The following is a 16920-nucleotide window of genomic DNA, read 5'->3' on the forward strand; positions in this document are numbered from 1 at the left end:
CGCCATGTCATCCCCCGCGGCCCTGCAGCCTCGTGTGCTCCGCCGCGCCACCGTGAGTGATCCCGGACGATGTCGGATCAGATTTACCAGGCGCCGATGGTTCGGCGCGCCGCGCCCAATTTCCGGGTGATCGCGATGATCGTCGCGAGTGCGATGCTGATGGAAAACATCGACGCAACCGTGCTGGCGACCGCGCTGCCCACCATGGCGCGCGATTTTAACGTCAGCGCCCCGGCCATGTCGATCGCGCTGACCTCTTATCTCCTCAGTCTGGCAATCTTCATTCCGGCGAGCGGCCGGATGGCCGACAGTTTCGGCTCCCGCACCGTCTTCCGCTCGGCGATTGCAGTCTTCGTCGTCGGCTCGATCCTCTGTGCGCTGGCGCCGACCCTGTCATTTCTGGTGCTGGCGCGGCTGCTTCAGGGCATAGGCGGGGCGATGATGATGCCGGTCGGGCGCCTGGTGCTGATGCGCAGCGTCGCCCGCAAGGATATGGTCAGCGCCATGTCCTGGCTGCTGGTGCCGGCGCTGATCGGCCCGATCGTCGGCCCGCCGCTCGGCGGCTTCTTCGTCACCTATCTCGACTGGCGCTGGATCTTTTACATCAACGTGCCGGTCGGCATCATCGGCATGATCTTCGTCTCGATCTATATCGACGAGGTCAAGGGCAAGGCGAGCGGTCCCTTCGATACGATCGGCTTCATTCTTTCCGGCCTCTCGCTCGGCTCGCTGCTTTTCGGCTTCGAAATGTCGAGCCATGAAGGCGAGGGCGCCTTCTCGATCTTCCTGATCGCTGTCGGCCTCATCTTCGGCATCGGCTATCTCAGGCATGCCCGCAGGCATCCGTCGCCGATCATGGATTTTTCGCTGATGAAGGTGCCGAGTTTCGGCACCTCGGTGATCGCCGGTTCGCTGACCCGCATCACCCAGGGCGCGCAGCCCTTCCTGCTGCCGCTGCTCTTCCAGATCGGCTTCGGCCTGTCGGCGGTTGCAGCCGGCCAGATCGTCATTGCCACGGCACTTGGCGCGCTCGCCATGAAGCCGATGGCGAAGTTCGTCTTCTGCCGGCTGGGTTTCCGTCGAAGCCTGGTCCTCAACGGCATCTTCGGCACCGTCGGTTATGGCCTCTGCGCCGCCTTCCGGCCGGACTGGCCGATGCCGCTGATCTTCATCGTCCTGATACTCAGCGCCTTCTTCCTGTCCTTCCAGTTCACCGCCTATAACACCATTGCCTATGACGAGATCGACAAAGAACGGATGAGCTCGGCCACCAGCTTCTACACCACCTTCCAGCAGCTCATGCTGTCGCTCGGCATCTGCATCGGCGCCTTGGCGCTGCACGGCTCGATGGCTTTCAACAATGTCGAAACGCCGTCGCTTGGCGATTTCTCCATAGCCTTCATTGTCGTCACCATCATCTCGATCACCGCCACCATCTGGAACCTGCGCTTCTCCAAGACCGCCGGCGAGGAGATCAGCGGCTACAAGGCCAAACAGACGACAAGGCACTGACGATCTATAAAAACAAAGGCTTGAGATCCCTCGCTTGAATCAAATTCTGCGTTGGACTCTCAGCCTTCCATCGCGGCCGCCATGTCCGCGAGCTTGCGCACGGTGTTGAGATTGCGCGAGGTGCCGGACTTCAGCGCCGGTAGCTTCAGCTTCGAGCGGCCGGACCCCTTGGGATAAGCACATAGATTTCGCGGGCGGCGAGCTTCGCCTCCTCGCCATCGGGCGCCACCATTTTATCGAGCGCATCGCCGGGCGGCTTTTCGGGCAGGAAATAGACGAGCAGGAAATTCGGCTTGGCATCGGGAAAGGGCGCGTCGGCGGCAATCGCGTCGAGCGCCTTGCGGGTCCGCACCATCACGCCCGGCCGCTTGCCCATCTTCTGTCCAAGCGCCGCGTCGAGCTTTTCCTCCACGGCCGTTTCGGATGCATCCGAGCGGAAAAGTACGTTGCCGCTCTGGATGTAGGTTTTCACATCCGCGAAGCCGAGGCCTTCGCAGATGGTCTTGAGTTCGGCCATCGGCAGGGCGCCGGTGCCGCCGACGTTCACGGCACGCAGGAGGGCGATGTAGACTGCCATTTGTTTCTCCCTCGCTGTTGTGCCGTGTAAGCCCCCCTCTGCCCTGCCGGGCCCGGGGCGAGCCACGGGTCTCGCCCGTCCTTCGGACCCCCCACAGGTGCGGAGATTGGCTGGGCTCACTGGCTTCCCCAAACAATTGACGTCATAGCTCTGCGAAACGCTAGACGGACGCGAAGGTCTGGCCACTTGCGATCTCCCCACCCGTGGGGGAGATGCCCGGCAGGGCAGAGGGGGGCGACCACGGCACACCCCTCAAAGATTTCACATCTTCCCCGCTACCTTGATCGCAAACGCATACTCGAACGCAATCTCTTCCAGCCGCTGGAAGCGGCCGGACGCGCCGCCATGGCCCGCGTCCATATTGGTCTTGAGCAGGATCGGCGCTGCGCCGGTCGTCTGGTCGCGCAGCTTCGCCACCCATTTGGCCGGCTCCCAATAGGTGACGCGCGGGTCGGTCAGGCCGCCGAGCGCCAGAATCGGCGGGTAGGCCTTGGCGCCGACATTGTCATAGGGCGAGTAGGCGGCGATCTGCTCGTATTCTTCCCGGCTGTCGATCGGGTTGCCCCATTCCGGCCATTCCGGCGGGGTCAGCGGCAGCGTGTCGTCGAGCATGGTGTTGAGCACGTCGACGAAGGGGACGGCGGCGATGAGGCCGGCGAATTTTTCCGGCGCCATATTGGCAACCGCGCCCATCAGCATGCCGCCGGCCGAGCCGCCTTCGGCGATGATCTTCGCGTAAGAGGTGAACTTCTGTTGATTCAGATAATCGGCAGCAGCGACGAAGTCCTTGAAGGTATTCGTCTTCTTGTTCATCTTGCCGTCTTCGTACCAGGAAAATCCCTTGTCCTTGCCGCCGCGGATATGGGCGATGGCATAGACGAAGCCGCGATCGGCAAGCGACAGGCAATTGGTGTTGAAGCCGGCCGGAATGGTGATGCCGTAGGCGCCGTAGCCATAGAGCAGGCAGGGTGCGGTGCCGTCGAGCGGCGTGTCCTTGCGATAGAGCAGGGTGACCGGCACCGTCTCGCCGTCCCACGCCGGCGCGAAGACGCGGCGGGTGATGTAGTCGTCGGGATTGTGGCCCGACGGCACTTCCTGCGTCTTGAGCAGCGTGCGCTCGCGCGTCACCATATTGTAATCGTAGAGCTGCGACGGCGTCGTCATCGACGAATAGGAAAAGCGGATGACATCGGTGTCGTATTCCGCCGCACCCGAAAGCCCCAGCGAATAGGCTTCCTCGGCAAAGGCGATCGCATGTTCCTCGCCGGTCGCCCGATCGCGGATCATGATCTGCGGCAGCCCGTCCTTGCGCTCCAGCCAGAGGAGATGGCGGGCATAGGCCATGTGGCTGATGATCAGCGTACCGGGCTTGTGGGCGACAACTTCGCGCCAGTTTTCCTTGCCCGGATTGTCGACGGGCGCTTCCATGATCTTGAAATCCTTGGCGCCGCCGTCATTGGTGAGGATATAGAAGATGTCGCCGCCCTCGGTCAGCGAATATTCGATGCCTTCTTCGCGCGCCGCCACCAGCTTCGGCTCGGCTGTCAGATCCTTGGTCGACAGCAGCCGGTATTCGCTGGTTTCGTGATCATGAATGTCGATATAGATGACATCGTCGAGCAGCGAGCCGCCGACGCCCATGAAGAAGCCGGCATCGGCTTCCTCGTAGACCAGCCGGTCTTCCGATTGCGGCCGGCCGACAATATGGTGGAACACCTTCGAGGGCCGGTGGTTCTCGTCGAGTGCGGAATAGAAGAAGCTCTTGCCGTCGGGCGCCCAGACGCCGCCGCCGCCGGTATTCTCGATCCGGTCTTCGAGGTCTTGCCCGGTCGCGAGGTCGCGGACTTTCAGCGTGAAGAATTCCGAGCCCTTATCGTCATAGCCCCAGATGCCGTGGCTATGATCGGTCGTATGGTCGAGACCGGCGAGGCGGAAATAGGCCTTACCCGATGCCTCCTTGTCGCCGTCGAGCAGCACCGTGCGGATCGTCTCGTCGGCGACGTCGCCGTCGCGGGCGATGCGGAAATAGCGCGGCTGTTCGCCGCCGGTCACGTAGGAGGTGCCGTAGGCATAGGCGCCGTCTTTCACCGGCACCGAGCTGTCGTCTTCCTTGATGCGGCCGCGCATTTCGGAAAACAGCAGCTTCTGCAGCGGCTTGGTGTCTTCCATCGCCGCGTTCATATAGGTGTTTTCGGCTTCGAGATGCCGGCGGATCTCCGGGTCGAGGATCGAAGGATCCTTGAACATGGCCTGCCAGTTATCGGCGCGCAGCCAGGCATAATCGTCCATGCGGGTAATGCCGTGACGCGTATCGGAGACGGGCTTCTTCGGTGCGGCGGGCGGTGTCGGCAGGCTGTTGAAAACGGACAAGGAATGGCTCCGGATCGGGATATCGGGTTGGCAAGAGATAGAGGCGCGTCGCCGCCGGATCAAGCGGCAAGGCTGCGCCAAGGCGGTAGATAAGCTTCCACAGGCTTGGAGGCCGCCCTGCCGAGCTTGCCTTGATGTCACCACAATATTTAAGAATGTCCGCTATCGCAGAGCGAAATTTACACGTGCCAAGCCCCCGGCAAGCTGCCTGTGGCAGGGTGAAGAATGGACAACAGCAAGGGATTTCTCCGCAATGCCGAAACATCTGCTCCTGTTTGTATCCCTCGTCAGCCTTGCTGCCCCTGCCTTTGCCGTCGATCCCGCCATCAAGAAGCAGCTTGAAAAACTCGATCCCTCCACCCGCCTGGAACAGAGCTGCGACACTGAGGCAATGAGCCGCATCAACCAGGACAGCGCCGGCTTCAAGCCCGACAAGGTGATCGCCTATACCTTCAAGGACCCGATCCCCGGCGACAATTCGCTGCAGGCGCCGGGCGCCGTCTTCCGCAGCAAGGGCGACTGGTACCATCTCTCCTACAATTGCATCACCGGCCCGCAGCATATCAACGTGCGCGAGCTCAACTACCAGATCGGCGACAAGGTGCCGCGCGAGAAGTGGGACAAGTATTATCTCTACGATTGATGCCGTTGGATGGGTTGCGGCAGCCGCGGTGACATCCGGCCACATGGCGCCATGCAGAAGCAGCCGCTAAAATCGGCCGACGAAATCGTAGAAGTCCCATATGAACCGTATCCTCCTCGCTTCGGCGTTCCTTTTCGCTACCCTCTCCGCCGCATCGGCGGACGAGTTGCCGTCAGCATCGCCGGCCGCACGTCCGGCCGCGAAGACGCCGGCGGTTAAGCTCGTCGAGCCGCATCTGCATATTGCCCGTTCCAATATCGCCGGCCATGCCCGCATCGCGCTGACCTTCGATGCCTGCATGGGGCAGGCGGATGAGCGCATCCTGTCGACGCTGGTGCGGGAACGCATCCCGGCGACCATCTTCGTCACCGCCCGCTGGCTAAAACACAATCCCGCGGCTCTTGCCGTGTTCCTGCAGAACCCCGATCTCTTCGAACTCGAAAATCACGGAGAGAACCATATCCCGGCCGTCGACACGCCGACGCTGATCTACGGCATCGCCTCGGCCGGCTCGCCGCAGGCGGTGAAGCAGGAAGTCGAGGGCGGTGCTGCGGCCATGACTGCGGCGGGCATTCCCGCGCCGCATTGGTTCCGCGGCTCGACCGCCAAATATGATCTTTCCGCCATCGGCGAGATCCGCGCCATGGGCTATCGCATCGCCGGCTATTCGGTGAACGGCGACGGCGGCTCGCTGCTCGGCGCCGTCATCACCGAAAAGCGCATCGCCTCGGCCAAGGACGGCGACGTCGTTATCTCCCACATCAACCAACCGACCCATGCGGCGGGCGAGGGGGTGGCGAAGGCGCTGGTCGATCTGAAAGCCAAGGGCACGGAGTTCGTTCGTCTGGAGGATGTCGAGGATATGGGTGACGATCGGACGACTGAGTAAATTCTTTAAGGGCTGCCACGGCACAACAGCCACGAAGCCTCTACCGCAGCTCACTCCCAGCCCCCAACCTATCCTCCCCAAACCGCCGCAGCCCCGGCCCATCCCGGTCCAGCGCGAAATCCTCGAACCAGTCGCGATGCATGCCGGCCAGCATGGCGCCGATCATCTGGGCGGCGAGATAGGAAAAGGTGATGCCGTTGCCACCGTAGCCATAGGCTGCGAACACATGCGGCATCTTGGGCACCGGGCCGATCAGCGGCAAGCCGTCGGCCGTTTCGCCGAAGGTTCCGCACCAGGCGTGGTCCACCCGCGTATCGGCTTTCGGCCATAGACGCTTTATCTTCTCGCGAATTGCCATGATCTTTGCCGGCAGCTTGAGGTCGCGGGCCTCGGGATCGGCCGTGCCGTCATCCTCGCCGCCGGCGACGATGCGATTGTCCTCGGTCGTGCGCATGTAGAGATAGGGGTGGCTGTCCTCCCAGATCAGCGCCCTGTCGCGCCAGAAATTTGCCGGGTCCTGGGGTTGGGTGGCGAGCGCCCAGCTCGAACTGGTGCGGTGCAGCTTCGGCATGTCGAGTCCCGGCATCGAATAGCCCGTGGCAAGCACGGCATGCCGCGCCTCGATGACGTGGCCTTCGTCCGTCTCCGCTGTGACGTGATCGCCTTCGCTGTGAAGCGCTGTGGCGGAAGCATTGACCAACCGCGCGCCGCGCCGGACGGACATTTCGATCAATGCCCAGGTCAGGAGCAGCGGATCGGCCTCGGCGGAACCCGGCGAATAGATCGCCCCATCCCGGTCGAGCTCGAACTGGGTGTAGAGATCGGGATGTTCGAGATAGACGCCGGGCAGGCCGGCGCGGCGGCGAAGCTGGCGCTCCTCCAGCAGTTCGCGCGCGCCTTCCTGGTTGGCGGCGAGATAGAGCGTGTTGCGCGGCCGGAAACCGCAGGCAATCCCGTGGGCGGCGATCAGCTTGGAAAGGCCGGCGACCGCTGCTCCGCTGCGGCGGTAGATGCCGGCGGCGCGTTCGAAGCCGTAATAATCCTCAAGTTCGGTGAGCGTGCTGTCGATTTCCCATTGCAGCATCGCCGTGCTTGCCGCGGTGCTGCCGAAACCGGGCTCCTCCCGGTCGATGATAACAACGGAAAAACCGCGCGCCGTCAGATGTTCGCCGACCAGGGCGCCGGTGATGCCGCCGCCGATCACGATGATGTCGGTGGAAAAACTCTGCTCGATCGGCCGCCATTCCGGCCGAATGCCGCTTTTCCCCCAGAGCGATCGACCGCTGACCATCTGGTCGTGATCGGCTTCGTTGAGAGCGAGATCAGATGCCACCACTATCTCCCCGGTTGATCATTTCGGCAATTGCGGCTGCGGCTTTTCCTCGATCAGCAATTCCTCGATGATTGTGATGACGATCAGCGACAGCGGCAGGGCCAGCATGGCGCCGACGGCACCCCACATCCATGTCCAGAACAGGATGGCGAGGAAGACGACAAAGGGATTGATTTCCAGCCGCCGTCCCATCACCGCCGGGAAAATCAGGTTCTCCATGACCAGATGCACGGTAAAGAAGGCCGCGGCCGGCATCAGGCCGATGACGATGTCATCATGGGTGAGAATGCCGGCGACGGCGACGGCAAACGTCATCAGCGTGATGCCGAGATAGGGAATGAAGCTCGACAGGAAGGCGAAGAAGCCCCAGAGCACCGGCGCCGCCAGCCCGCCGGCATAGGCGATCACGGTCATGACGACGCCGAGCCCGACATAGATCAGCGAGGCTGTGGCGAAATAGAAGCCGAGCACCTGCTCGACGGCATTGATGACGCGGATGGCCGCCAGCCGCTGCGTGCGGGTGCGGAAGGTCATGATGATCGTCTTGCGCAGGTTGACGCGGCTGGCAAGGAAGAGCAGCAGCGCCGCAAAGAAGATCATCCCCTGCACCAGTGCCGGCGTCAGGCTGGTGGTCACCACATGCAGCACGTTGCCGGTGTTTTCGAGCAGCGCACCGATCGACATCGGCCCGCTTTCGAAGGTCGCGGGCGTGATATGCAGCCATTCGATGCGCTCGAGATAGGGCATGACCCGGTTGATGGTCCGCTCGGCAAAAGCCGGTCCCTCATTGGCAAGGGTCATCAGCGGGCCGGCCAGCGAGTTGATCACCAGGAAGATCACCAGTGCCACGCTGCTCGACAGCATGAAGGCGTTGGCAAGCCGCGGCACGCCCATCCTGCTGAGTTTTTCCGCCGCCATGCCGAGGATCATGCCGACGACGACGGCAAGGGTGATCGGGATCAGGATCAGCGACATCAGGTAGACGGCGGCAAGCCCCAGAATGCCGAAGATGCCGATGATCGCCCAGGCCATGCTGATATCCAGCCCGTCCTTCTCGAGCCGGTGCAGCGGTGTCGGCGGCAGCTCTTCGGCTGTCTCCTTCAATGACTGCGCCCAGGCGCTGGTGCGGCGTTCGCCGATCGCAATCTTCTTGGCTTGTTTGCGGATGCCATTGGCGATGCCCATGCGGTGAGGTCCCCCGAAGCCCATTGCTTCGTCACGGAAACGCGCCGACGCGGTTCCGGTTCCCTGAGGCAAAGGGCCAACCGGCAAACCGCACGCGGCACGTCTTCACACGCATGATTTTGCCCGCATAACACGAATGTTTTCGGTCGTTTCGGCCTGATCCGCGCCTCGGAAATTACGCCGAAAGCGTCAGGCCGATACCCCACGGATCCTTGAGGAAGGTGCCGCCATCGCGCTTCTCGCTCTTGATCTCCAGCGCATCGAGCTTGGAGATCGCCGCATCCAGGGTCGCCTTGTCGTTAAACCGGACCTTGTAGTCCGAAAGGCCGGTCATATTGTCGGCGCGGGCGGCAGCACCCCGGCTGTTCCAGATATTGGCGGCGAGATGGTGATGGTAGCCGCCGGTCGCAAAGAAACTGGCGCCGGGACGGCTCGCCATCAGCTTGAGGCCGAGCACGTCGCGGTAAAAGGCGTCAGCTTGTGGAATATCGCCGACCTGCAGATGCAGGTGGCCGATCGCCGTTCCATCAGCCATGCCGCCCCAGCGCTCATCGGGCGCACTGTCGTAGAGCGCCTGCAGGTCGAGGCGCAGCGTCGCCATCTCCACCATGCCGTCCTGCTGGAACTTCCATTGTTCGTGCGGCCGGTCGGCATAGATTTCGATGCCGTTGCCTTCCGGGTCGGACAGATAGATCGCCTCGCTGACGAGATGGTCCGAGGCGCCGTCGAGCACGACATTGTTCTGCGCCGCGTGGCGCAGCCAGCGCGCCAGTTCGGCGCGATCCGGCATCAGGAAGGCGGTGTGGAAAAGGCCGGCGGCATTGCGGGGCGCGATCGCGGCATCATTGGCCGTCGTCAGCGTCAGCAGCGGCAGATCGCCGACACCCAGCACCTGGCCGCTCGCCGTCTCCTCGATGACCTTCAGGCCGAGCATCGATTGGTAAAAGCCGGACACAAGAGCTAGGTCCTTCACGACGAGATGCGACTGGTCGATATAGGCGGGCCGCGTCAGCGCGTAGGAAGTTTCGGTCGTCATGGATTGGTCTCCTGCCTGTGATCTGGCCTGTAGAAGGGAAGGCGTGCCGGCGGTGGCGGCAAAAGTGCCGCCTGCAGCAAGGCCGAGGAAGTGTCGCCGGTTCATTCGCCTCTGTCTCCTCTCAGCCGCTGTACTTGATCTCTATATGGCGGATCGCGATTGTTCACAGAAGACCCGTTTTTGAGGATGAACTGTTGAACGGCTGTTGACGATGACTGTGCGCCCACTTGATCGCCGTCAATGCGTCCATATCTTCTTTAGAGGATACTTATACATCTCAGTCATGGAGGGAGCCATGTACAGGAAGATCATCGTAGCGATCGCATTCGGGGGCATCGAAAAGGGAGAGAAAATCCTCCGCAAGGCCGCGTCTCTGCTCGATGACGGCGGCGAGATCGTCGCGCTCAACGTCATCGAGGATGTGCCGACCTATGTCGCGATCGAACTGCCGGCCAATATGGTCGAGGACGCCATGCAGGACAGCCGTGACAAGCTGAAGGCGCTGCTGACAGAAACCGGCATTGCGGCAACCGTCGAGATCCGCAACGGCCCGCCCGCCAAGGCGATCATCTCGACCGCCGAAAGCTACGGCGCCGACCTGATCATCGTCGCCTCGCATGTTCCGGATTTTTCCAACTACTTCATCGGCGCCACCGCCGACCGGGTCGTGCGCCACGCCAAATGCTCGGTGCTCGTCGACCGGCAAAAGGTTTGATTTGCGCGGCCGTCTCGCCGCCAGACAGCCTGTCACGAAGATTTACCGCCTGTGCGCTTTGCCGCAGTTGCGTGCCCTACCGTTCGATGCGACGATTGCAATCGGGGTATGAAACGGATTGGCGTGCATGGCCGAGTTCAACGGCGTTCGCTGGGCTTACGACAAATATGAACTGATCGCCGACGGTATCGTCCATGGCGTCGGTCTCGTGCTGGCGCTGATCGGCGCCACGGTGCTGATCTTCTACGCCACGCTCTGGAGCTCTTATGGCGCGCTCGCCGCCGCCTGGATCTATGGCGTCGGGCTGGTGCTGACGCTTGCCATTTCCTTTTCCTACAATGCCTGGCCGGTCTCGCGCACCAAATGGTATCTGCGCCGCTTCGATCATTCGGCGATCTTCCTGTTGATCGCCGCCACCTACACGCCCTTCCTCGAACGCGGCGCCGACGATCCGCTGCTCCTGTTCATGCTGGTGGCGATCTGGCTGTTCGCCGCTGCCGGCATTATCTTGAAATGCGTCTTTCCCGGCCGGTACGACCGTCTTGCCATTCTGCTCTATCTTGCCATGGGCTGGAGCGGCGTGCTGGTGGCCGAACCGGTCGCCTCGCGCATTCCCTCCGCCTCGATGCTGCTGATCGTCATCGGCGGGGTCATTTATTCGCTCGGCGTCATCTTTCATGTCTGGGAGAAGCTGCGCTTCCAGAACGCCATCTGGCACGGTTTCGTCGTCACCGCCGCGGCCGTGCATTATTCGGCCGTCTTCACCTGTTTCAGCCTGTCGGCGCCGGGCGTCTGATAAGATCGCGCCTGACGTCTCTGCGGGTGGATCCGCCGTTTACATCTTTTGGGGCAGGGCGTATGCCGCCTCACGCAGACAATACGAACAGGCAATCATGACAGACCCCGTCCTCCTCCGCGACGCCGGCGAAACCGATCTTCCCGCCATCCGCGATATCTACAATCACGCCGTCGAACACACGACGGCGATCTGGAACGAGACGCTGGTCGATCTCGAAAACCGGCGGGAATGGATGAAGGCGCGTAAAGCCCGCGGCTTTCCCGTCATCGTCGCCGAGCTGTCGGGCAGGGTCGCCGGCTATGCCTCCTATGGCGATTGGCGCGCCTTCGACGGCTACCGCCACACCGTCGAGCATTCCGTCTATGTCGACAAGGATTGCCGCGGCGCCGGCATCGGCGAGCGGCTGATGCGCGAATTGATCGTCCGCGCCACAGCCGGCAATATCCATGTGATGATCGCCGGCATCGAGGCGGAGAACACCGCTTCGATCCGGCTGCATGAAAAGCTCGGTTTCCGCATCGCCGGCAGATTTTCCGAGGTCGGCACCAAATTCGGCCGCTGGCTGGACCTCACCTGCATGGAGCTTCGCCTGCCTTCGGCCTGATCCGGCGGGCCCTGACCCCCTGGGGCATTGCCATTGTGAACGGCGCTCTCCATCTTTTTATTGTAGTCTGAGCTGTGTAAGAAAGTCGAGGCGGCCTGCTTCGCGGGTGGCTTCAGAATGGTATGGAGGTGAACAGTTCAATGGCAAAGCACGGATCGTCGCTCGGTCTCCTTGCCCTCGTCCTTCTGGCATTTCCGCCGGTCGCCGCCCGGGCCGCCGATTGCGGCAGCCTGGCCTCGCCGAAGCTCGACTGGCAGGAATGCACCAAGAAGAACCTGATGCTGCAGGGCAGTGACCTCGAAGGCGCCAATCTCGTCGGCACGGATTTCTCGCTGACCGATCTCGCCGGCGCCAATGTCAAATCCGCCAATCTCGAGAAGGCGACACTGGTGCGCGCCTCGCTCGAGGGCGCACACGCCGAAGGCGCCAGCTTCGCCAAGATCGAAGCCTATCGCGCCAGCTTCGCCAATATCATTGCCGAAGGCGCTTCCTTCGCCGGCGCCGAGCTGCAGCGGGCCAATTTCGCCGGGGCCAGGCTTGCCGGCGCGAGCTTCGAAAAAGCCGAACTCGGCCGCGCCGATTTCGACAAGGCAGTGCTGACCGGCACGAAATTCTCTTTCGCCAATCTCTCCCGTGCCGATCTCTCCGGCGCAAGTTTCGAAGGCCCGGCGGTCTTCGAGCGCGCCTTCATGTTCCTGACCCGCATCGAAGGCCTTGACCTCTCGGCCGCATCCGGCCTCGAACAGACCCAGATCGACCTTGCCTGCGGCGACACCTCGACCAAACTCCCGGCCGGCCTCTCGGCGCCGACAACCTGGCCATGCCCTGCGGAGCATGAGTGATCGGGGGTTCGTTTAACGCCGAAGGTTGCCCCTCACCCTAACCCTCTCCCCGTAAAGACGGGGCGAGGGGACTTGCCATACGATAGGTTCGTGGGGAACGGAGAGGGCGCGGCACACCTCCTTTGCCCCGCAAGCGGGGAGAAGGTGCCGGCAGGCGGATGAGGGGCAGGCTGGCTTCTGCGCCGAAAGGCTATTTCCCCGGCTCGAACACCATGGAATGGCCGTTGATGCAGTAGCGCAGGCCGGTCGGCGGCGGGCCGTCGGGGAAGACGTGGCCGAGATGGGCTTCGCAGCTGCCGCAGCGGATTTCGGTGCGCACCATGCCAAAGGCCGTGTCGCGATGCTCGGTCACCGCATCGGGCGAGACGGCTTCGAAATAGCTCGGCCAGCCGCAGCCGGCGTCGAACTTCGTGTCGGAGCGGAAAAGCGGGGCATTGCATCCGACACAGCGGTAAAGCCCTGTCTCGAAGGAATCCCAATAGGGGCCGGTGAAGGCGCGCTCGGTGCCGTGCTGGCGGGTGATGCGGTATTGTTCGGGGGTGAGCTGCTCTTTCCATTCAGCGTCGGTCTTGTGGATCTTGGCGGTGGTTGCAGTGTCGGACATGCCATGCTCCTTTTGCCGAGGGGCGGTTCCATTTTGCCAGAAAATGTGGTGCGCCGTCGTCCGTTCATCAAGTCTGAAACAGCGCACCGTGAAATTGGCTGCATACCTCAATGGGGTGAGGACGCTTGCTTTTTACATCCGTTAAGGGTTTCCTGTTAGGGTTAACGTTGCGTGTATTGAGGGATCAACAGTGTTTGAAGCAGCAATCGTCCTGCTCTACGGCCTCGTAGCCGTGGCCGCCATGGCGGTCACGCTGCTGGAGGGCTGGACCAATCATGACGGCTTGACGCTCCATCGTCTGGCCGGGCTCTTTGCCTGCATGCTCTGGCCGCTGACGATTCTGCTCTTCATTCTGCATGGCTGCGTCGCCCGGCTGCTGACGCGTCGTTCCCGATCGGCGGCCTGATCCGCCCGCCATCGCGCCCTTTCGCCCTCCGATCGAAATTGCTTGAGGCGCTCTACCATTTCGCCTAAGTCAGAAGGCAGCCGGTTTTCTCCGGCTTTCGTCTGTTGCCGGTAGAGGAGGAGACATGGCCGATGTCACGGCTCTGACATTTCTGGCCCTGTGTCTGCCGCTTGCCGGCGCTCTTGCAGCTCCCTTCATCATCCGCGTCTTCGGCGCCAACGGTGCCTGGCTTCTGGCGCTCGCGCCCTTGCTCGCCTTTCTGCATTTCCTGCGTTTCGTGCCGGCGATCGCGCGCGGCGAGGTCGTCGCCGGCGGTTATGCCTGGGTCCCGAGCTACAATCTCTCCTTCTCCTGGTTCCTCGACGGCCTGTCGCTGGCTTTCGCACTGCTGATCACCGGCATCGGCACCCTGATCGTGCTGTATGCCGGCGGCTATCTCAAGGGACACAAGGACCAGGGCCGGTTCTTCTCCTTCATCTTCCTCTTCATGGGGGCGATGCTCGGCCTCGTCGTTTCCGACAGTTTCCTGATGCTCTTCATCTTCTGGGAACTGACGTCGATCACCTCCTTCCTGCTGATCGGCTTCGACCATGAGCGCGCGGCCGCACGCCGCGCCGCGCTGCAGGCGCTTGTCGTCACCGGCGGGGGAGGGCTCTGCCTGCTGGCCGGCCTGCTGCTGCTCTGGAACATCTCAGGCGTCACGCAGCTGTCGCAGCTTATGGCATTTGGCGATGCCGTGCGTGAAAGCCCGCTCTACCTCGCTGCCCTCATCCTGGTTCTTGCCGGCGCCTTCACCAAGTCGGCGCAGTTCCCCTTTCATTTCTGGCTGCCGAACGCCATGGAGGCGCCGACGCCGGTGTCGGCCTACCTGCATTCGGCCACCATGGTGAAGGCGGGTGTCTATCTGCTGATGCGGCTCAATCCCGTCATGGGGGCGACCCCTGCCTGGGAAATCCTTCTGCCCTTCTTCGGCGGGTTGACGCTGGTGGTCGGCGCCACGCTCGCCATCCGCGAGGCCGACCTGAAGCTCAAGCTCGCCTATACCACCGTCTCCTCGCTCGGCCTGCTCGTCATGCTGATCGGCTTCGGCTCCGAACATGCGGTGGAGGCGGCAGCGCTCTATCTGGTGGCGCACTGCCTTTTCAAGGGTGCGCTGTTCATGGTCGCCGGCATCATCGATCACGAGACCGGCACGCGCGATGTCACCAGGCTCGGCGGCCTCGGGCGCGCGATGCCGCTGACATGGGTCATCGCCCTGGCGGCGGCCCTCTCCATGGCCGGCCTGCCGCCGTTCTTCGGCTTCCTCGCCAAGGAGGAGATCTATACGGCGCTCACCGGCGGCGATATCCGCGCGATAACCTTCACCGCCATCACCGTCTTCGGCAATGCGCTGATGTTTGCCGTCGCCTTCGCCGTGGCGCTGAAGCCCTTTCTCGGCCGACCGGTGGAGACGGAGAAACATCCGCACGAAGCGCCCGTCCTGCTCTGGCTCGGTCCGGCCGTTCTCGCTGCCCTCGGCCTGCTTGCCGCGATCTTTTCGAGCTTCACGCACGCTGCCCTGTCGTCGCCGATATCAGCCGCCATCCGCCAGACCCCTGCTGAGATCGACATTTCGCTGGCGCTGCATCCAGGCGTGCCCTTGGCGCTCTCCGCTTTGACGGTGCTGCTCGGCATCGGCGTGTATTGGCAGCTCGCCCGCGCCCGCGCGGCAATGGCGATCTTCCTGCGCGCCGCCGGGCGCGGGCCGGATCACGGATTCGATCTTGCCATATCGGGCCTTGTCCGCTTCGCCGCCCGCACCATGCGTATTCTGCAGCCGGGGCGGCTGCAGATCTATATCGCCTGCACCTTCCTCTCGGTCGCCGCCATCCTCATCATTCCCCCCATCGTCTATGGTGAACTGCCACACCTTCCCGCCTGGCCGGTCGATGTCAGGCTCTATGAATGGGCGGTTTTGCTGATCGCTGCCGTCGGCCTTGCCGCCGTGCTCGTCGCCCGCGACCGGCTGACGGCGATCGTCTCGCTCGGCATTCAGGGTTTTGCCGTCGCGATCATCTTCCTGCTGTTCGGGGCGCCGGATCTTTCCTTCACCCAGTTCATGGTCGAAACCCTGTCGGTGGTCATCCTCGCCCTTGTGATGACCAGGCTCCGCCTCTCGCCGGCCGATCGGCGCCCGCTCGGCCGCAGGCTCTTCGACGGTACGCTTGCGCTTGTCTGCGGCCTCGGCTTCACGCTTCTGCTGATGCGGGCAACGCAGGTGCCGTTCAACGATGCGCTGACGGTATTCTTCAACGCCTATTCGAAAACGATTGCCCATGGCGCCAATGTCGTCAACGTCATCATCGTCGACTTCCGCGGCACCGACACGCTCGGCGAAATCGCCGTCGTCGCGGTCACCGGCCTCGCAATCCTGGCGCTGATCCGCATCCGCGCCGGCACGGAGCGCAAGCTTGCCGCCAATGATCCAGTGGAGGCCGAGGGCTGATGCACACCCTGATCTTCCGCACCGTCGCCCCGTTCCTCACCGCGCTGATGTTGCTTTTTTCCGTCTTCGTGCTGCTGCGCGGCCATAACGAGCCGGGCGGCGGCTTCATCGGCGGGCTGATCGCCGCTTCGGGACTGGCGATCTATGGCATTGCTCTTGGCGTTGCCGCCGTTCGCCGCGCGCTTTTCTTCCACCCGCTGTCGATCGCCGGCTTCGGCCTGCTGCTGTCGACGGTATCAGGTCTTCTCTCCATCCTTTTTGCCGTTCCCTTCATGACCGGCCTCTGGGCCTATCCGAACCTCTTCGGTCTCGAAGTGCCTCTGTCGAGCGTCATGCTCTTCGACGTCGGCGTCTATCTCGTCGTCTTCGGCGCCATCACCTCGATTGCGCTGACATTGGAAGAAAAGGAGGTGGAATGATGGAGCCGCTTCTGGCGATCCTCGTCGGCCTGTTTTTCGCGGCCGCCATCTATCTGATGCTGTCGAAATTCACGATCCGCATCATGCTCGGCATCGCCATTCTCGGCAATGCCGTCAACCTGCTGCTCTTTACATCAGGCCGGTTGACGCGCGAAGTGCCGCCGATCATCCCGGCGGGTCTCGACAGCCTGCCCGCCGGCACCGCCAACCCGCTGCCGCAGGCGCTGATCCTGACGGCGATCGTCATCTCCTTCTCCTTCCTCACCTTCCTGCTGGTGCTGACCTACCGCGCCTACCAGGATCTCGGCACCGACGATACCAGCGAAATGCGCGCCGCCGAACCCGACGACCGGCCGCTGCCGCCATTGGGGTATTGAGGATCATGTCGGTGCTGGTGGTTACCCCCCTCTGCCCTGCCGGGCATCTCCCCCACGAGGGGGGAGATCGGCTGGGGGCGACGTCTCACCCTCGTCAGGTCCCTGAGATAAGCGAAGTGGCTTG

At 62.8% G+C, this 16920-nt stretch carries 16 protein-coding genes and 1 pseudogene; 11 read left to right on the forward strand and 6 right to left on the reverse strand.

Features of this window, described 5'->3' with window-relative positions:
• The first annotated feature begins 69 nt into the window (after nucleotides 1–69).
• Nucleotides 70–1512 (forward strand): MFS transporter, encoded by a 1443-nt coding sequence (locus CO657_RS04625; RefSeq protein ID WP_054181680.1) that lies wholly within the window; start codon nucleotides 70–72, stop codon nucleotides 1510–1512.
• A 59-nt stretch (nucleotides 1513–1571) separates the two neighbouring features.
• Here the strand turns inward: CO657_RS04625 and CO657_RS04630 are convergent.
• Nucleotides 1572–2089: pseudogene (locus CO657_RS04630) on the reverse strand (DUF1697 domain-containing protein).
• Between the two features lie 261 nt (nucleotides 2090–2350).
• On the reverse strand, nucleotides 2351–4459 hold the full coding sequence (locus CO657_RS04635; RefSeq protein ID WP_054181681.1) for a S9 family peptidase: 2109 nt from the start codon (nucleotides 4457–4459) through the stop codon (nucleotides 2351–2353).
• 253 nt (nucleotides 4460–4712) lie between these two features.
• Here CO657_RS04635 and CO657_RS04640 point away from each other — a divergent pair, with 253 nt between their 5' ends.
• Together CO657_RS04640 and CO657_RS04645 are read left to right on the forward strand one after the other, a co-directional pair.
• Complete coding sequence (locus CO657_RS04640) at nucleotides 4713–5102, forward strand: DUF930 domain-containing protein (protein ID WP_003587774.1); 390 nt, start codon at nucleotides 4713–4715, stop codon at nucleotides 5100–5102.
• 100 nt (nucleotides 5103–5202) lie between these two features.
• Entirely contained in the window at nucleotides 5203–5991 is a 789-nt protein-coding gene (locus tag CO657_RS04645; protein ID WP_054181682.1) for a polysaccharide deacetylase family protein, read from the forward strand.
• Nucleotides 5992–6031: 40 nt separating this feature from the next.
• On the opposite strand, the gene CO657_RS04650 is transcribed toward CO657_RS04645, so the two are convergent.
• The 3 genes from CO657_RS04650 to CO657_RS04660 form a co-directional block, all read right to left on the reverse strand.
• Nucleotides 6032–7324 carry an NAD(P)/FAD-dependent oxidoreductase gene (locus tag CO657_RS04650; RefSeq protein ID WP_054181683.1) on the reverse strand — a complete coding sequence of 431 codons (1293 nt, stop codon included), beginning with the start codon at nucleotides 7322–7324 and terminating at the stop codon, nucleotides 6032–6034.
• 18 nt (nucleotides 7325–7342) lie between these two features.
• Nucleotides 7343–8509: an AI-2E family transporter gene (locus CO657_RS04655; protein WP_054181684.1), complete on the reverse strand. Its 1167-nt coding sequence runs from the start codon at nucleotides 8507–8509 to the stop codon at nucleotides 7343–7345.
• 175 nt (nucleotides 8510–8684) lie between these two features.
• Nucleotides 8685–9650 carry a VOC family protein gene (locus CO657_RS04660; RefSeq protein WP_172643248.1) on the reverse strand — a complete coding sequence of 322 codons (966 nt, stop codon included), beginning with the start codon at nucleotides 9648–9650 and terminating at the stop codon, nucleotides 8685–8687.
• 190 nt (nucleotides 9651–9840) lie between these two features.
• On the opposite strand from CO657_RS04660, the gene CO657_RS04665 reads away from it, so the two are divergent.
• From CO657_RS04665 to CO657_RS04680, 4 genes are all read left to right on the forward strand, one after another.
• Nucleotides 9841–10260 (forward strand): universal stress protein, encoded by a 420-nt coding sequence (locus tag CO657_RS04665; protein ID WP_003587769.1) that lies wholly within the window; start codon nucleotides 9841–9843, stop codon nucleotides 10258–10260.
• A 127-nt stretch (nucleotides 10261–10387) separates the two neighbouring features.
• Nucleotides 10388–11056 (forward strand): PAQR family membrane homeostasis protein TrhA, encoded by a 669-nt coding sequence (trhA, locus tag CO657_RS04670; protein WP_003587768.1) that lies wholly within the window; start codon nucleotides 10388–10390, stop codon nucleotides 11054–11056.
• A gap of 97 nt (nucleotides 11057–11153) precedes the next feature.
• Nucleotides 11154–11663 (forward strand): GNAT family N-acetyltransferase, encoded by a 510-nt coding sequence (locus CO657_RS04675; RefSeq protein WP_054181685.1) that lies wholly within the window; start codon nucleotides 11154–11156, stop codon nucleotides 11661–11663.
• Between the two features lie 140 nt (nucleotides 11664–11803).
• A complete protein-coding gene (locus CO657_RS04680) occupies nucleotides 11804–12505 on the forward strand; it encodes a pentapeptide repeat-containing protein (protein ID WP_012557029.1) in 702 nt (233 codons plus the stop codon).
• 190 nt (nucleotides 12506–12695) lie between these two features.
• Here the strand turns inward: CO657_RS04680 and msrB are convergent, their stop codons facing one another.
• A complete protein-coding gene (msrB, locus tag CO657_RS04685) occupies nucleotides 12696–13109 on the reverse strand; it encodes a peptide-methionine (R)-S-oxide reductase MsrB (protein ID WP_003587764.1) in 414 nt (137 codons plus the stop codon).
• A gap of 190 nt (nucleotides 13110–13299) precedes the next feature.
• Between msrB and CO657_RS04690 the strand changes: the two genes are divergently transcribed.
• The 4 genes from CO657_RS04690 (at nucleotide 13300) to CO657_RS04705 (ending at nucleotide 16796) form a co-directional block, all read left to right on the forward strand.
• Nucleotides 13300–13515, forward strand: coding sequence for a hypothetical protein (locus CO657_RS04690; RefSeq protein ID WP_003587763.1), 216 nt, complete (start codon nucleotides 13300–13302; stop codon nucleotides 13513–13515).
• A 124-nt stretch (nucleotides 13516–13639) separates the two neighbouring features.
• On the forward strand, nucleotides 13640–16000 hold the full coding sequence (locus CO657_RS04695) for a putative monovalent cation/H+ antiporter subunit A (protein ID WP_054181686.1): 2361 nt from the start codon (nucleotides 13640–13642) through the stop codon (nucleotides 15998–16000).
• The gene (locus CO657_RS04700) at nucleotides 16000–16419 is read left to right on the forward strand and encodes a Na(+)/H(+) antiporter subunit B (RefSeq protein ID WP_054181687.1); all 420 of its coding nucleotides are present in this window, start codon (nucleotides 16000–16002) and stop codon (nucleotides 16417–16419) included. Before CO657_RS04695 ends, CO657_RS04700 begins: the two co-directional genes overlap by 1 nt.
• The gene (locus CO657_RS04705; protein ID WP_054181688.1) at nucleotides 16419–16796 is read left to right on the forward strand and encodes a Na+/H+ antiporter subunit C; all 378 of its coding nucleotides are present in this window, start codon (nucleotides 16419–16421) and stop codon (nucleotides 16794–16796) included. The genes CO657_RS04700 and CO657_RS04705 overlap by 1 nt, the downstream gene beginning before the upstream one ends.
• Nucleotides 16797–16920 lie beyond the last annotated feature (124 nt).

The sequence above is a fragment of the Rhizobium acidisoli genome, from assembly GCF_002531755.2.
Taxonomy (GTDB): domain Bacteria; phylum Pseudomonadota; class Alphaproteobacteria; order Rhizobiales; family Rhizobiaceae; genus Rhizobium; species Rhizobium acidisoli.

What these genes read in the sequence shown, in the direction of transcription:
- CO657_RS04695 (WP_054181686.1), top strand. Translation starts at nt 13,640, where the DNA reads ATGGCCGATGTCACGGCTCTGACATTTCTGGCCCTGTGTCTGCCGCTT.
- CO657_RS04680 (WP_012557029.1), top strand. Translation starts at nt 11,804, where the DNA reads ATGGCAAAGCACGGATCGTCGCTCGGTCTCCTTGCCCTCGTCCTTCTG.
- msrB (WP_003587764.1), bottom strand. Translation starts at nt 13,109, where the DNA reads ATGTCCGACACTGCAACCACCGCCAAGATCCACAAGACCGACGCTGAA.
- CO657_RS04660 (WP_172643248.1), bottom strand. Translation starts at nt 9,650, where the DNA reads ATGAACCGGCGACACTTCCTCGGCCTTGCTGCAGGCGGCACTTTTGCC.
- CO657_RS04645 (WP_054181682.1), top strand. Translation starts at nt 5,203, where the DNA reads ATGAACCGTATCCTCCTCGCTTCGGCGTTCCTTTTCGCTACCCTCTCC.
- CO657_RS04700 (WP_054181687.1), top strand. Translation starts at nt 16,000, where the DNA reads ATGCACACCCTGATCTTCCGCACCGTCGCCCCGTTCCTCACCGCGCTG.
- CO657_RS04640 (WP_003587774.1), top strand. Translation starts at nt 4,713, where the DNA reads ATGCCGAAACATCTGCTCCTGTTTGTATCCCTCGTCAGCCTTGCTGCC.
- CO657_RS04665 (WP_003587769.1), top strand. Translation starts at nt 9,841, where the DNA reads ATGTACAGGAAGATCATCGTAGCGATCGCATTCGGGGGCATCGAAAAG.
- CO657_RS04705 (WP_054181688.1), top strand. Translation starts at nt 16,419, where the DNA reads ATGGAGCCGCTTCTGGCGATCCTCGTCGGCCTGTTTTTCGCGGCCGCC.
- trhA (WP_003587768.1), top strand. Translation starts at nt 10,388, where the DNA reads ATGGCCGAGTTCAACGGCGTTCGCTGGGCTTACGACAAATATGAACTG.
- CO657_RS04675 (WP_054181685.1), top strand. Translation starts at nt 11,154, where the DNA reads ATGACAGACCCCGTCCTCCTCCGCGACGCCGGCGAAACCGATCTTCCC.
- CO657_RS04625 (WP_054181680.1), top strand. Translation starts at nt 70, where the DNA reads ATGTCGGATCAGATTTACCAGGCGCCGATGGTTCGGCGCGCCGCGCCC.
- CO657_RS04655 (WP_054181684.1), bottom strand. Translation starts at nt 8,509, where the DNA reads ATGGGCATCGCCAATGGCATCCGCAAACAAGCCAAGAAGATTGCGATC.